We start from the raw sequence: 15,211 nt of genomic DNA, 5'->3' as shown, positions 1-15,211 counted from the left end.
GTGAGCAGAGAGGCTCCGGCCTGCGTCCGGAGCCTCTCTCCACGTTCCGAGGAGGAACACATGCGCCGTCGTGCCCTGGTCACGGCCACGGTGACGATGCTCTCGCTGGTGGCCTTCGCCCCTGCCTCGTCGGCACTCCCCGCGGAGTCCAGCGACCCGGCGCAGCGAATCGCCATCAAGGACATCCGGTGGGAGCCCTGCTTCGAGCAGCCCCCCGCCCCCGAGTACGCCCGCCTGGAGTGCGCCACCCTCAAGGCGCCCCTGGACTGGAAGAAGCCGAACGGCAAGAAGATCAACCTGCACATCAGCCGCCTCAAGGCGCTGCAGCAGGCCAAGGGCGTGGTGTTCACCAACCCCGGCGGCCCCGGCGGCGCCGGCTGGTCGACCCCCCTCATGCTCGTCGACGGGCAGCGCAACCGGCTGCTCGACTCCATGGACGTCATCGGCATCGACGTCCGCGGCACCGGCTACAGCACCCAGGCGTCCTGCAAGAGGGTCTACGGCCCGTACCTGGACCCCCGCAACCGCAGCGCCGCCAACACCAAGCGGCTGCTCAAGGAGGCGAAGAAGTTCGCCAAGGCCTGCCAGAACAGCGGCAACAAGCGCCTCCCCTCCAAGTACGTGACGACCGCGCAGACCGTCTACGACCTGGAATGGATCCGCCGCAACCTCAAGACCTCCGACAACCGCAAGGTCAACAAGATCCACTGGATCGGCTACTCCGCGGGCACCTGGCTCGGCGCCTACTACGCCCGCAAGTGGCCCAAGCACACCGGACGCTTCGTCCTCGACTCCGTCGTCGACTTCACGTCGAGCTGGCGGGTCTCCGACGACTCCCAGCCCAAGGCGTTCCAGAAGCGGTTCGGGACGTTCGCCCGCTGGGCGGCCGAGTACAACGCCCTTTACGGGCTCGGCACCTCGCAGAAGGCCGTCGTCAACCGGTACGAGCGGATCCGCAAGGCGATCGCCAGGTCGGGCAGGATCCGGATCACCGACTCCAACGGCACGAGCGTGAACTTCTACGCCACCGACCTCGACAACCTCATCGGCCAGAACATCTACTCCAAGAACGACTTCGTCCCCTTGGCGCAGACCCTGGACTTCCTGAGCATGGTCACCCTCGAAGCCCAGGCCCGTTCCCGTTCCAAGCGCCTTCCTGCGGCCTTCGACCCCGACGCGGGCGAGACTCCGACGTACATCAACATCACCTGCAACGACACCGCGTTCGGCCGCAAGCCCGCCCAGCACGCCGCCTGGACCAAGAAGAACGGCGCCCGCTACCCGCTGCTCGGCTACGGCCAGATCGGCAACCCCTGCTCGCAGTGGAAGCGGCCCTCCGGACAGCTCAAGCTGCCCCGTCCCGCCGGACGCGGCCTGCCCAAGCTGCTCCTGGTCCAGTCCGTCGGTGACCCGGCCACGCCCTACGGCGAGGCCATCAGGGCGCACAAGCGGTACAAGAACTCGCGCCTGGTCACCGTCAGGAACGAGGGCGACCACGCCATCTACGGCCGCGGCAACGCCTGCGTGGACAACACCGTCGACAAGTACCTGATCGACGGCGTCTACCCCAAGGGCGACAAGTCCTGCCAGGGCCTGCCGCTCCCCGTCCCCGGCGGGGCCGACGCCCGCGCCGCCCGGCAGTTCGACCCGCTGCGGAGCCTCGAAGAGCTCAGCAAGCTGACCAAGAACTGAGAAGACCGCTTCACCTGATGGGAGGGCCCTCGCGGGCCCTCCCATTCTTTTCCCCGGAGGACCCCCCATGCGCCGTCCCGCCCTGGCCACGGCCACGGTGACGCTGCTCTCCCTCGTCGCCTTCACCCCTGCCTCGTCGGCCCTCCCCAGCCGTACCGAGGACTCTGCACGGACCGCGGTCCAGCGTCTGGCCGTCAAGAATCTCAAGTGGGAACCCTGCTACGAACGCAAAGTGAAAGCCGCCTACCAGCGCATAGAGTGCACCACTCTCAAGGCACCGCTGGACTGGAAGAAGCCGAACGGCAAGAAGATCAACCTGCACATCAGCCGCCTCAAGGCCCGCAAGAAGCCCCGCGGCGTGGTGTTCACCAATCCCGGCGGCCCCGGGGACACCGGCTGGGCGCTTCCTCTGGCCTTCGTCGACGCGGGTCGCAATCGGTTGCTCGACTCCATGGATGTCATCGGCATCGACGTCCGCGGCACCGGCTACAGCACTCAGGCGTCCTGCAAAAAGGTCTACGGCCCATCCCTGGACCCCCGCAACCGCAGTGCGGGCAACGTCAAGGCGATGCTCGCCTGGAGCGAGAAGTTCGCCAAAGCCTGCCAGAACAGCGGCAACAAGCGTCTCCCCTCCAAGTACGTGACGACCGCGCAGACCGTCTACGACCTGGAATGGATCCGCCGCAACCTCAAGACCTCCGACAACCGCAAGGTCAACAAGATCCACTGGATCGGCTACTCCGCGGGCACCTGGCTCGGCGCCTACTACGCCCGCAAGTGGCCCAAGCACACCGGACGCTTCGTCCTCGACTCCGTCGTCGACTTCACGGCCGACTGGGAAGCGACCTGGGACGCCCAGCCCAAGGCGTTCCAGAAGCGGTTCGAGACGTTCGCCCGCTGGGCCGCCCACCATGACGGCACCTACGGTCTGGGGACGTCCCAGAAGGCCGTCATCGCGTCCTACGAGAGGATCCGCGCCGCCGTCGCCAAGGCGGGCACGGTCGAGTACGTGGACTACGACGGCGAACGTTGGGACTTCTCTCCCCCCGGCATGGACCGGGAGATCCTCGCTTCGCTGTACTCCAAGTACTCCTTCGAGTACCTGGCGGGTTTCCTGGCGGACCTCTCCGAGGCCGCGAACGCCGGCGACGCCCGGATGGCGCGGAGGGCACAGGACCCGTACGCCGGGCAGGCGCCCACCTTCGAGAACATCGGCTGCAACGACACGCCGACCACGCGCACGCCGGAGGAGATCGCCGCCTACTCCGGACGGACGGGGCCGAAGTATCCGCTGCTGGGTTACGCCCGGATCTTCGACGCGTGCGTGCACTGGAAGCGGTCCTCCGGGCAGCTCAAGCTGCCCCGTCCCACCGGGCGCGGCCTGCCGAAGGTACTCATGATCCATTCCGTGGGCGATCCCTCGACCTGGTACGGCGGTGCCCTCCGGGCGCACAAGGCCTATAGGAACTCGCGGCTGGTCACCGTCAGGAACGAAGGCGACCACGCCCTCTACGCCGGCGACAACCCGTGTGTGAACGCCATCGTCGAGAAGTACCTCATCGACGGCGTCTACCCGAAGAAGGACCTGTCCTGCTCGGGCAGGCCGATGCCCACTCCCCTGCGCACGGCGCGCGAGCGCGAACGGCCGGTCAATCCCGTCCTGCGGGCCGCTGAGCTGGCCGAGGCCGGGCGCGGCTGACCCGGACGGTATGCGAAGAGGGGCCCGTGGGAACGGGCCCCTCTCGTCGCGTTCGGGATCAGTACGACTTGCCGAAGATCACGCGCTTGCCGTAGGCGGAGGGCTCGCCGCAGCGCACGCAGACGCCGGAGTCGGCCTCGCCCGCGGCCGGGATGCAGCGCGGGGTGGCCGCCGTCTCGGCCTTGATGTCGTCCTCGCAGGCCGTGCGGCCGCAGTGCAGGGCCAGGGCCCAGCCCTGGGAGACCTGGGCCGCGAAGTCGTCCCAGGAGTCCACGGCGCGGGTGTGGGAGTCGCGGAACTCCTCGGCGCGGCGCAGCAGGAACGCCTGGAAGTCCTCCAGGAGGCCGGGGATGCGGGCGGCGACCTCGCCGAACGGGATCGTCTCCTTGCCCTGGCCCTCCTCGGTGGGCAGGCGCCGGGCGAGGGTGACCACGCCGTTGTCGATGTCGCGCATGCCCAGCTCCAGGCGGAGCGGGACGCCGCGCATCTCCCAGTCGTTGAACTTGAAGCCCGGCGTCAGCTGGGGCCGCTTGTCGTCGACGTGGACGCGCACGCCCGCGGCCTTCAGCTCGGCGGCGACCTCGTGGGCCTTGGCGGCGGTGGTCTCGGCCTGCTCCTTGCGGCCCAGCGGGACGATCACCACCTGGTAGGGGGCGAGCCGCGGCGGCAGCACCAGGCCCTTGTCGTCGCCGTGCGTCATGATGACGCCGCCGATCATGCGGGTGCTCATGCCCCAGGACGTGGTGTGCGCCAGCACCAGGTCGCCGTCGGCGTCCTGGTAGTCGATCTCGAAGGCCTTGGCGAAGTTGGTGCCCAGGTAGTGCGACGTGCCCGCCTGCAGGGCGCGCCCGTCGCGCATCATGCCCTCGATCGTGTAGGTGCGCTCGGCGCCGGCGAACCGCTCGCCCGGGGTCTTCTCGCCGGGGACGACGGGCATGGCGGCCAGGTCGCGGGCGACCTTCTCGTAGGCGTCCAGCGCCCAGAGGGTCTCGCGCATGGCGTCGTCCTCGTCGACGTGCGCGGTGTGGCCCTCCTGCCAGAGGAACTCGGTGGTGCGCAGGAACATGCGGGGGCGCATCTCCCAGCGCACGACGTTGGCCCACTGGTTGAGCAGCAGCGGCAGATCGCGGTGTGAGTCGATCCACTTGGCCATGTACTCGCCGATGACCGTCTCGGAGGTGGGCCGCACGACCAGCGGCTCCTCCAGCTCCTTGCCGCCGGCGTGGGTGACCACGGCCAGCTCCGGCGAGAAGCCCTCGACGTGCTCGGCCTCGCGCTTGAGGTAGGACTCGGGGATGAACATGGGGAAGCAGGCGTTCTCGTGCCCGGCGTCCTTGATCTTGGCGTCGAGGTCGCCCTGGAGCAGCTCCCAGATCCGGTAGCCGTACGGCCGGATCACCATCGTCCCGCGCACCGGGCCGCGGTCGACGAGCTGCGCCCGGACGACGACCTCGTTGTACCAGGCGGAGAAATCTTCAGACTGAGGAGTTACACCTTCTCGACTCACGCGCCAAGGCTACCGTCCGCGGAAGCGCGGGAACGGCTCCGCGGGGCATGAGGGCGGCGCGCGGTGGTTTCATGTGGCGGGACGGGTCCTCCGGCCCTTCCCCAATAAACCTACCTTTATAGTAGGGTATGGGCGGGCGGGGCGCGGCCCGAAAGAGAGATCGAAGAGGAACTGATCACATGTCGATGAATGTCCCGTGCGCGGCTGCGCCTGCAATAGGCTCAGCGCCATGAGTCACCCGGAACGGCCCGGAAGCGGCCCGGCCGGCAGTCTCACCGCACCCCCCGCACCGCAAGGGAAGTCCGGCGAGTCACTGGCTGCCTTCGCCGCTCGACACGGCCTGACCCAGAGTTCCGCCCGTCCTCCGCTCGGGCAGTACATCAGAAAAGTCTGGGACCGTCGGCATTTCATCTGGACGTTCGCCTCCTCCAAGAGGGCGGCGATGTACACCTCGTCCAAACTAGGCCAGATCTGGCAGGTACTCACCCCGCTGCTCAACGCGGGCGTCTACTTCGTGATCTTCGGCCTGCTGCTGGAACTGCACAAGGGCATCGACGACTACGTCCCCTGGCTGATCACCGGGGTCTTCGTCTTCACCTTCACCCAGCAGTCCCTCACCACCAGCGCCAAAGCGGTGGGCGGGCACCTGCCGCTGGTACGGGCGCTGCACTTCCCCAGGGCCACGCTGCCGCTGGCCTACACCTCGGTGCAGCTGCAGCAGCTGCTGATCTCCCTGATCGTGCTGGTGCTGCTGGTGCTGGCCTGCGGTGTCGCACCCGCCGTCACCTGGCTGCTGCTGGTGCCGGTGATCCTGCTCCAGCTGCTGTTCAACGTCGGCCTCAGCATGGTCGTGGCCCGGCTCGGCGCGTTCACCCGGGACATCACCCAGCTCCTGCCGTTCGTGCTGCGCACCTGGCTCTACATCTCCGGCGTGATCTTCCCCGTGGCCAGCCTCGCCGAGCGTTCGGAGACGGTGCGGGACAACGGGTGGATCCTGACGCTGATGGAGGCCAACCCCGGCTACGTCTACGTCGAGCTGGCCCGGCAGGCCATGATCCCCTCGTACGTGGCGCAGACGGACCCGCAGGTGGCCATGGCCAACCCCGGTCTCCTGTGGGTCTACGCCGTGGCCTGGGCCCTGGTCGTCTTCGTCGGCGGCTTCTACTGGTTCTACCGCGCCGAGGAGAGGTACGGACGTGGCTGAGACACAGGAACGGGTCCTGGCCGTGACCCCGCCTCCCGTCGTCATCGACTACACCAGGCAGCCGATCGTGGTCGTCGACGACCTGCACATCGTCTACAAGGTGTACGGCGCGGCCAAGGAGAAGGGCTCGGGGGCGACCGCCCTGGCGCGCGTCCTGCGCCGCAAGGACCGGCCGCAGACCACCACCGTCCACGCGGTCAAGGGCGTGTCGTTCGTCGCCTACAAGGGCGACGCCATCGGTGTCATCGGCACCAACGGCTCGGGCAAGTCCACCCTGCTCAAGGCGATCGCCGGCCTGCTGCCGCCGCACTCCGGAGGGGTGTTCACCGACGGCCAGCCCTCCCTGCTGGGCGTGGGCGCGGCGCTGATGAAGGACCTCACCGGCGAGCGCAACATCGTGCTGGGCTGCCTGGCCATGGGCATGAGCCCCGAGGAGGTCAAGGCCAAGTACCAGCAGATCGTCAACTTCTCGGGGCTGAAGAAGGGCTTCATCAAGTACCCGATGCGCACGTACTCCTCGGGCATGGGGGCACGGCTGCGCTTCGCGATCGCCTCGGCGCGCACCCACGACGTGCTGCTCATCGACGAGGCGCTGGCCACCGGCGACGCCAAGTTCCGGCGGCGCAGCAAGGCCAAGATCGAGCAGCTGCGCAAGGACGCCGGCGCGGTCTTCCTCGTCGCCCACCAGCTCGACGTGGTCGAGGAGACCTGCAACCGCGTGCTGTGGCTGGACGACGGCAGGCTCGTCATGGACGGGGACCCCAAGGAAGTGATCGCCGCGTACAACGAGGCGATCAACAAGTGAGTCACTAAAGTGGCCTCCATCACCGGTCGGTCGATGGAGGCCCTTTCTATGCCCGCACCTCTTCCGTACGACTTCCTGCCGGAAGTCCCCTCGTTCACCCTCACCAGCAAGGACGTGACCGACGGCGGCACGCTCTCCCAGGCGCAGGTGTTCGACAGCTGGGGGCACTCCGGCCAGAACATCTCCCCCCACCTGGCCTGGTCCGGCTTCCCCGCCGGGACCCGGAGCTTCGCCGTCACCGTCTACGACCCCGACGCGCCCACCGGCAGCGGCTTCTGGCACTGGCTGCTGTGGGACGTCCCGGCGCACGTGACGGAGCTCGCCGCGGGTGTCGGCGCCGACGACGAGATCGGCGTCCAGGGGCGCAACGACTACGGCGACAACGCCTTCGGCGGGGCCGGCCCGCCGCCCGGCGCCCCCCACCGGTACGTGTTCGCCGTGCACGCCCTGGACGTCCCGTCCTTGGGGGTCCCGGCCGACGCGCCGGCGGCCCAGGCGGGCTTCAACATCACCGCGCACACCCTCGCCCGCGCCTTCATCGTCGCCACCTACGGCGTCTGACCGCGCTCGCGTTCACGGGCGCCCGCCCCGGCCCATCGCGGTCAGCTGTTCACCCCGAGGCGCGCGCCCGTGAACCTTCCTCTTCCGACCCGGCTGCAAGGTGACGAAACAGGTCACCACACCATGCACCGCGCCGCTACTAATCCGCTATCGGCCGGTGCCTGCCCGCCGCCCGCCAAAAGGGGGCGGGGCCGAGGTCAAGTTCGGGGAAAGCGGCCTGGTGTCGCGTGTGGTCCGCCGCACCGCAGGCGACGTTCAGGGCGTGAAGAACAAGAAGATCCTCATCGCCGCCATCGCCGTCGCGATCTTCGCCGGGCTGGGCGCCGCCATCGCGGTGGTCCTGTCGCGGGGCGGGGGGCTGCGCTACCAGACGCAGGCCGAGCTGCTGAAGGGCCTTCCCGCCGACGCCAAGGCCGAGCTGACCGCGCGCGGCAAGCAGCTCGCCCAGCCTCTGACATGCCAGAACATGCCCGAGGCCGATCTGAGCAGGCTGCTGGTGCGCTGTACGGGCACCACCACCGACCGGCAGCAGGTCCAGGTGTTCGGCTCCGCGCTGCCCGAGCGCAAGGCCGAGTACTACACGATCCTGGTGGCGGGCGAGCCTCTGGTGAAGAACGCCAGCTGCCTGGGTGCAGACTGCAAGGGCGACTGACCGTCAGGAGAAGGAGATCCGTTGCTGCCGGTGGTGCTGGACTGCATGGGGGGCGACCACGCGCCGCGGGAGGCGGTGGCGGGCGCGGTCAGCGCGGTCCGCGACCATGACGTACCGCTCATCCTGGTGGGGCCCGCCCGGCGGCTGCGGACCCTGCTGGCCGAGCACGACGCGGCGGGGCGGATCCCCATCGTGCACACCGACCAGGCGCTGGAGATGGGCGAGGGGGCGCTGGCGTCCTGGCGCAAGCCCCGCTCCACGGTGGCGATCGGGTGCGAGCTGATCAAGCACGGCAAGGCGGGGGCGCTGGTGTCGGCGGGCTCCACCGCCGGGGTGGTGGCCACCTCGGCGGTGCGGCTGAAGAGCCAGCACGGCATCGTGCGCCCGGCGATCGCGGTGGCCCTGCCGACCCTGCCGCGCCCGACGATCCTGCTGGACGCCGGCGCGACCGCCGACGCCAAACCCGAGATGCTGCTGCAGTTCGCGATGCTCGGCACCGCCTACGCCCAGATCCTGCTGGACGTCCCCCGGCCCCGGGTGGGGCTGCTGAGCATCGGCTCGGAGTCGGCCAAGGGCAACAAGCTGGTGAAGAAGGCGCACGAGCTGCTCGCCGCCTCCGCCCTGGAGTTCGCCGGCAACGTCGAGGGCCACGACCTGCTGCTGGGCCGCGCCGAGGTGGTCGTCACCGACGGCTTCACCGGCAACGTGGCGCTCAAGACGATGGAGGGCGCCCTGCGGGTCGCCGCCGCCGAGCTGCGCCAGGCGCTGACCTCCAGCCGCACCGCCAAGCTCGGCGCCGCCCTGCAGCGCAGGGAGCTGACCGCGCTGACCTCCCGGTTCGACAGCGAGACCTACGGCGGCGGCGTCCTCCTGGGCCTGAACGGCGCCGTCGTCATCGCGCACGGCGCCTCCCGCGCCCGCGGCATCGCGGCCGCCTGCAAGCTCGCCTACGACCTCTCCCGGGGCAAGCTGATCGACCGCGTGAAGGAGCAGCTCGGCGCCTCCGCCAAGCCCTCCATCCCCTCGATCTTCACCCGCAAGCCCCCGACCGAACCCGCCCCGGGCGGCAACCCCGCCTGAAGACGACGCCCTCGACACGCCGCCGGGCGGGCGTCGGCCTGTGGATAACGAGTCGAGCCCAGGCGGGGCGACCGATAACCTTGGTGCATGTCCGATCCACAACTCGTGCTCGCCGCCCGGGTGCAGGCCGCGATCTCCGCCGCTTTCGGCGTCGAGTTCGCCGGTACCGACCCGGTCATCCGGCCGTCCCAGTTCGCCGACCTGCAGGCCAACGTGGCCCTGCCGCTGTCGAAGAAGCTGCGACGGCCGCCGCGCGACGTGGCTCAGGACCTGGTGGCGGCCCTGGACGTCGAGGGCATCTGCGCGAAGGTCGAGGTCTCCGGGCCCGGCTTCGTCAACCTGACCCTGTCCGACGAGTGGATCGCCGGACAGGCGTCCCCGCTGGTGGGCGACGAGCGGGCGGGCGTGCCGCTGACCGACCGGCCGCAGACCATCCCGGTGGACTACTCCGCGCCCAACGTGGCCAAGGAGATGCACGTCGGCCACCTGCGCACCACCGTGGTGGGCGACGCCTTCGCCCGCACCGCGGAGTTCCGCGGGCACAGGGTGATCCGGCAGAACCACATCGGCGACTGGGGCACCCCCTTCGGCATGCTCATCGAGCACCTGCTGGAGGTCGGCGAGGCCGAGGCGCAGCGGGAGCTGGAGACCGACCCCAACGTCTTCTACCAGGCGGCGCGCGCCAAGTTCGACGCCTCCGAGAAGGGCGAGGGGCACGGCGACTTCGCCACCCGGGCCCGCGCCCGGGTCGTGGCGCTGCAGGCCGGCGACGCCGAGACGCTGGCCATCTGGCGGCGCCTGGTCGAGATGTCCAAGGCGTACTTCAACAAGATCTACCACGAGCTGGACATCACGCTCACCGACGACGACCTGGCCGGGGAGAGCACCTACAACGACCTGCTCGCCGACGTGTGCGACGAGCTGGAGGCCAAGGGCCTGGCGGTGGTCGACGACGGCGCGCTGTGCGTCTTCCTGGACGGCTTCACCGGCCGCGAGGGCAAGCCGCTGCCGCTGATCATCCGCAAGAGCGACGGCGGCTACGGCTACGGCACCACCGACCTGGCGGCGCTGCGCCACCGGGCGCAGAAGCTGCACGCCGACCGCGTCGTCTACGTGATCGGCATCCCGCAGTCGCTGCACCTGAAGATGGTCTTCGAGACCGCCCGCAAGGCCGGCTGGCTGGAGCACACCGAGCCGTTCCACGCCGGGATCGGCAACGTGCTGGGCACCGACGGCAAGATCCTGCGCACCCGGTCGGGCAAGCCGCTCAAGCTGGCCGACCTGCTGGCCGAGGGCGTGGAGCGGGCCGCCCAGGTCATCGCCGAGCGCGGGTACGACGCCGCCACGCAAGCGGAGATCGCGCACGCGGTGGGCACCGGCGCGATCAAGTACGCCGACCTGTCGGTGGCCCGCGACAGCGAGTACGTCTTCGACTTCGACCGGATGCTCTCGCTGACCGGCAACACCGGCCCGTACCTCCAGTACGCCGCCGCCCGGATCCGGTCGATCTTCCGGCTGGCCGGCGCCGACCCCGCGGCGGCCACCGGCCCGATCACCATCACGCACCCGGCCGAGCGCGCGCTGGTGCTGCACCTGCTGGGCTTCGGCGCGGCGATCGACGCCCTCATCGAGGAGGTGGCCCCGCACAAGCTGGCCGCCTACCTCTACGGGGTCGCCGACGCGCTCACCGGCTTCTACGAGAACTGCCCGGTGGTCAAGGGCCCGGACGGCCCGGTGCCCGACGAGGTGCGCGGGCCGCGGCTGGCGATCTGCGCGCTGGCGCTGAACACGCTGGTCACGGGTCTGGGACTGCTCGGGATCAAGGTGCCCGAACGCATGTGAGCCGCCGGTCCCCCCACCGGCGCCGTACGACGACGGCCTGTCTCCGCGATCACCGGTGAGTTCCCCGCGGACAGGCCCTAGAATCGCTGACACCCCCCAGACGCTGCAGGCGACCTGGGGGGTGTGGTGTTCCAAGGCTGGTCCATCAGGACCCGGCTGACCGTGATCGCCACCTCGGTCATGACCTTCCTGACGCTGGGCACCTCGGTCCTGGCGCTGATGGCGATCCGCACCCAGGCGACGAACTACCAGATCGAGCGCACCACCACCGCCGCGCTGCGGATCGTGCGCGACATCAAGCGCGACGTCCTGCCCCAGCAGATCCGGCGGGACGACGAGCTGGCCTGGCTGCACGGCATCCAGGTGGTCGACGCCCGCGGCAGGGCGGTCGCGGGGACGGGCAACCTGGGGTCGGCGACCCGCATCTCCACGCTGGTCCCGCCCGAGGAGAGCACCCGGGCCGGCCGGATCGAGTGCGCGCTGCCCGCCTTCCCCGACTGCGCGATCATCGTCGTGTTCCGGGTGTACGAGCCGGAGGGCGACTGGTTCGTCTACGCCTTCGCCCCCGTCATCCCCTGGTACGTCGACATGCGCTTCTTCCTGCTGCTGATGTCCGCCTGCGGGCTCCTCATCGGCCTCACCGCGATCGGCACCGCCCGTACCGTCTCCCGGGCCCTCAAACCCGTCAACGACATCCGCAGGGAGGCGATGCGGATCGGGCTGATGGCGACCGGCGGCGACGTCTCAGGGCGCCGTATAGCGCTTCCCAGGCACGACGACGAGCTGCGCGCCCTGGCCGTCTCCGCCAACGAGGCGCTCGACCGGCTCGACGAGTCGCTGCGCAAGGAGAAGGAGTTCACCTCCAACGCCTCCCACGACCTGCGCGCCCCGATCACCGCGATGCGCGCCGAACTGGACGAGGCCATGATGTACCCGGACGAGGCCGACTGGCCCGTCACCGCCGAGAAGCTGTCGGGCAGCCTGGACCGGCTCCAGGCGCTGGTGGACGACCTGCTGCAGCTCGCCCGCCTGGACGCGGGCGCCTCGGCGCGGGGCAAGCGCGTCGACCTGGCCGAGCTGGTGCGGACGGAGATCGCGCGGCGGCCCGAGGACCCGCGCATCACCGTCGAGGCCGCGCCCGCCGAGGTGTACTGCCACGTCCTGCACCTCACCCGGCTGGTCAACAACCTGCTCGACAACGCCCAGCGCCACGCCGAGAAGACCATCGACGTGCGGGTGCGCGCCGAGGGCGACCGCGCCGTCCTGGAGGTCTACAACGACGGCGACCGCATCCCGCCCCCCATGCGCGAGGCGGTCTTCGACCGCTTCACCCGCCTGGACGCCTCCCGCAACAAGGACACCGGCGGCACCGGCCTCGGCCTCGCGATCGTCCGCGAGATCGCCCACTCCCACCGGGGCGACGTACGCGTGGCCGACAGCCCCGAAGGCGCCCGCTTCATCGTCCGCCTCCCCCTAGCCCGCTGACCCGCACACCCGCACACCCGCACACCCGCACACCCGCACACCGACCCGAACGCGCTCAGGTTCGACGGGTTCCGCGGGCTCGGCAGACTCTGCGGGCTCCGCAGGCTCGACGAGCTCCGCGGATTCGGCGGGCGCGGTGGGCCCGGCAGGCTCCGCGGTCTCCGCAAGCTCCGCGGTCTCCGCAGGCTCGGCGGGCTCGGCGGGCTCGGCAAGCTCCGCAGGTTCGGCAGGCTCCGCGGGCTCGGCAGACTCTGCGGGCTCCGCGGATTCGGCGGGCGCGGTGGGCCCGGCGGGCCCGGCGGGCTCCGCAAGCTCCAGGGGCTCGGCAAACTCCGCAGGCTCCGCGGGTTCTGCGGGTTCTGCGGGTTCGGTGGGTTCGGCGGGTTCGGTGGGTTCGGCGGGTTCGGCGGGTTCGGTGGGTCAGGATCTTCTGTGCTTCGCGTGCTTGGTGTGCTTCGCGCGCTTGGCGGGTTTGGCGGGTTTGCGGACGTAGACGGGGGTGCCGACCTTGGCCTGGCGGTAGATCTTGCGGGCCACGTGCATGGGGATGCGGACGCAGCCGTGGGAGGCCTTGGCGCGGGGGACGCTCAGGGAGCCGTGCAGGGCCACACCGCCGTGGAAGAAGGCGGGGTAGTACATGGCGCCCAGGCGGCCGGTGTGCCAGCCCCTGATGCGGCGGGTGACGCGGAAGTCGCCCACGGGGGTGCGGGCGTAGCCGCAGACGCCGTGGTCGCAGTAGCTGGTGTCGGCGCCGGTGGAGACGTGGGTGACCAGCACCGGGCGGTGCCGCTTCCACACCACGAGCAGCCTGCGGCGCAGGTCGATCTCGATCCTGCGGCCCGGCGCGCCCTTGACCAGGGGGCGGACCCGGACGGGGGCGAAGAGCGCGTCGCGGGTGCGCTCGTCCACCCGCATGAGGGGGCGGAGCCCGTTGACCTTCTGGAACGTCCAGACCGCCGTCTTGGTCTCGTCCCCGTAGTAGCCGTTGACCGGGCCGGGCGAGTACCCCTGGCGCCTCAGGTGCTCCTGGAGGATCTGGACGTCCTGGTTGTAGTCCTTGTAGCGCACCGTGCGGGTGAGGGCGGGCAGCAGCTCGTCCCGGGCCGAGGCCTGGCCGGGCACGAGCGGCAGCAGGAGGAGCGCGGGACCGGTGACGGCGAGAGCGAGGCGCATGGTAGCTCACGGTAGTCGCCCGTACACCGTGCGCCCCGTCGCGACCCGCGGTTTCGGCGAATGATGACCCGGGCCGGGGGGATCGATCGACATGCGCAGGGCCCCTCCCCCGGAACGGGGAAGGGGCCCGGAGCGTGCGCGGTCAGAGCCGGCTGAACAGGCCGGCCAGTCCCGACTTGTGCTCCGCCTCCTCGCCGCGGGACGAGCCGGACTCGGACCGGCCCTCCCCGCTCTGGTACGGCTCCGGAGCGCGCTCCATGGCGGGCATGGTGCCCCGCTCCGCGGGCCGGCGCACCGCGGGGGTCTCGGCGACCGGTTCGGCCGCCGCCTTCCCCGTGGTGCGGCTGGTCCCCGTCGAACGGCGGGTGGCGGGCTTGGCCGCCGACTTGCGGGCCGTCCCGGTGGAGCGGCTGCTCGTCGCCCGGGTACCGGTCGAACGGGTGCCCGCCGCGCGGGATCCGGTCGCCTTCGCCCCGTTCGACCGCGTCCCGGCGGAGGACGAACGCGTCCCCGTGGAGGACGACCGCGTCCCGGTGGAGCGGGTCCCCGTAGCCCGGGTACCGGTGGACCGGGTCCCCGTCGAGCGCGTTCCCGTCGCACGGGTGCCGGTCGCCCGGGTGCCGGTCGAGCCCGCCGCGCGGGTACCGGTGGAGCGCGTACCGGTCGAGCCCGCGCGGGTGCCGGTGGCGCGGGTGCCCGTCGCCCGGGTGCCCGTGGCGCGGGTACCGGTGGAGCGGGTGCCCGCGGCGCGGGTGGTCGCGGTGGTCCTGCCGGTCGTCGACCTGCGGGCCGCGCTGGTGCGGGTGCCCGTCGCGGTGCCGGCCCGCCGGGTGGCGGGCTTGCGCGCCGTGGTCCCGGTGGCGGCGCGGCTCGTGGTGGTGCGCCGTGCCGCCGGCTTGGCGGCGGCCGCAGCCGCGGGCGCCTTCACCGTCTTGAGCACCTTGGCCGCGTCCGACATCGCCTTGGCGGCGGTCGCCATCGACTTGGTCGCGTTCTTCATCGCGGTCATCGCCGCGTTCATGGACTTGGCCGAGGTCCCCGCCTTGGTGGCGGCCGCGGTCATCTTGGTGGTGGCGGTCGTCATCTTGCTCGCCGCCGAGTTGACCTTGGTCGCCGCCTTGGCCGGGGTGGTGCCCTTGGCCGCAGCCGTCCGCGTACCGGTGCGCGAGGCCGTGCCGGTGGCGCGGCCCGTCGTGCCGGTCCGCGACGCCGTCGTGCGTGACGCCGCACGGGTCGCGGGCTTGGCTGCGGTGGTCCTGCGCGCGGCCGGACGGGTCTTCGACGCCGCCGTCCGCGTGGTGACCCGGGTCCCGGTCGTGGCAGCGGCACTGGTCCGCTTGGCGGGCGCGCGCTTGGCGCCCGTGCTCTTCGCCGTGGTCGTGGACTTCCTGCCGGTCGTCTTCTTGGCGGCCGGGGTGCGGCTCTTCGCGGTACTACGGCGAGAGGCCGCACGCGTTGTCGTTTTGGTAGGCACTGATCCATCCCCCCGTAGTGATCAGCTACGGGGGGAG

The 15,211-nt window shown here is 70.8% G+C and carries 12 protein-coding genes; 9 read left to right on the top strand and 3 right to left on the bottom strand.

Translation table 11 applies throughout. The features are described 5' to 3' along the window. Nucleotides 1-60: 60 nt before the first annotated feature. Together ABD140_RS08805 and ABD140_RS08800 are read left to right on the top strand one after the other, a co-directional pair. Nucleotides 61-1,692 carry an alpha/beta hydrolase gene (locus tag ABD140_RS08805; RefSeq protein ID WP_344238699.1) on the top strand — a complete coding sequence of 544 codons (1,632 nt, stop codon included), beginning with the start codon at nucleotides 61-63 and terminating at the stop codon, nucleotides 1,690-1,692. A gap of 67 nt (nucleotides 1,693-1,759) precedes the next feature. After that, nucleotides 1,760-3,391 carry an alpha/beta hydrolase gene (locus tag ABD140_RS08800; RefSeq protein WP_344238697.1) on the top strand — a complete coding sequence of 544 codons (1,632 nt, stop codon included), beginning with the start codon at nucleotides 1,760-1,762 and terminating at the stop codon, nucleotides 3,389-3,391. A 58-nt stretch (nucleotides 3,392-3,449) separates the two neighbouring features. On the opposite strand, the gene proS is transcribed toward ABD140_RS08800, so the two are convergent. Then, nucleotides 3,450-4,898, bottom strand: a complete 1,449-nt coding sequence (gene proS, locus ABD140_RS08795) for a proline--tRNA ligase (RefSeq protein ID WP_344238695.1) — start codon at nucleotides 4,896-4,898, stop codon at nucleotides 3,450-3,452. Between the two features lie 313 nt (nucleotides 4,899-5,211). Between proS and ABD140_RS08790 the strand changes: the two genes are divergently transcribed. The 7 genes from ABD140_RS08790 (at nucleotide 5,212) to ABD140_RS08760 (ending at nucleotide 12,527) form a co-directional block, all read left to right on the top strand. Next, nucleotides 5,212-6,102, top strand: coding sequence for an ABC transporter permease (locus tag ABD140_RS08790; RefSeq protein WP_425544095.1), 891 nt, complete (start codon nucleotides 5,212-5,214; stop codon nucleotides 6,100-6,102). Further along, a complete protein-coding gene (locus tag ABD140_RS08785; protein WP_425544086.1) occupies nucleotides 6,095-6,907 on the top strand; it encodes an ABC transporter ATP-binding protein in 813 nt (270 codons plus the stop codon). The genes ABD140_RS08790 and ABD140_RS08785 overlap by 8 nt, the downstream gene beginning before the upstream one ends. A 48-nt stretch (nucleotides 6,908-6,955) precedes the next feature. Further along, nucleotides 6,956-7,468, top strand: a complete 513-nt coding sequence (locus ABD140_RS08780; RefSeq protein ID WP_344238691.1) for a YbhB/YbcL family Raf kinase inhibitor-like protein — start codon at nucleotides 6,956-6,958, stop codon at nucleotides 7,466-7,468. 220 nt (nucleotides 7,469-7,688) lie between these two features. Then, complete coding sequence (locus ABD140_RS08775; RefSeq protein WP_344238689.1) at nucleotides 7,689-8,120, top strand: hypothetical protein; 432 nt, start codon at nucleotides 7,689-7,691, stop codon at nucleotides 8,118-8,120. 45 nt (nucleotides 8,121-8,165) lie between these two features. Beyond that, complete coding sequence (gene plsX, locus ABD140_RS08770) at nucleotides 8,166-9,200, top strand: phosphate acyltransferase PlsX (protein ID WP_425544094.1); 1,035 nt, start codon at nucleotides 8,166-8,168, stop codon at nucleotides 9,198-9,200. Nucleotides 9,201-9,287: 87 nt separating this feature from the next. Beyond that, nucleotides 9,288-11,042 (top strand): arginine--tRNA ligase, encoded by a 1,755-nt coding sequence (argS, locus tag ABD140_RS08765; protein WP_344238685.1) that lies wholly within the window; start codon nucleotides 9,288-9,290, stop codon nucleotides 11,040-11,042. Between the two features lie 162 nt (nucleotides 11,043-11,204). Then, nucleotides 11,205-12,527 carry a sensor histidine kinase gene (locus ABD140_RS08760; protein WP_344238683.1) on the top strand — a complete coding sequence of 441 codons (1,323 nt, stop codon included), beginning with the start codon at nucleotides 11,205-11,207 and terminating at the stop codon, nucleotides 12,525-12,527. Nucleotides 12,528-12,947: 420 nt separating this feature from the next. On the opposite strand, the gene ABD140_RS08755 is transcribed toward ABD140_RS08760, so the two are convergent. After that, a complete protein-coding gene (locus tag ABD140_RS08755) occupies nucleotides 12,948-13,700 on the bottom strand; it encodes a L,D-transpeptidase family protein (RefSeq protein ID WP_344238681.1) in 753 nt (250 codons plus the stop codon). Between the two features lie 142 nt (nucleotides 13,701-13,842). Further along, on the bottom strand, nucleotides 13,843-15,174 hold the full coding sequence (locus ABD140_RS08750; protein WP_344238679.1) for a hypothetical protein: 1,332 nt from the start codon (nucleotides 15,172-15,174) through the stop codon (nucleotides 13,843-13,845). Nucleotides 15,175-15,211: the final 37 nt, after the last annotated feature.

It is taken from the genome of Actinocorallia libanotica, assembly GCF_039525175.1.
GTDB lineage: Bacteria > Actinomycetota > Actinomycetes > Streptosporangiales > Streptosporangiaceae > Actinocorallia > Actinocorallia libanotica.
Note: the sequence above shows the minus strand (reverse complement) of the source record. Positions and strands in the feature narration are given on the sequence as shown.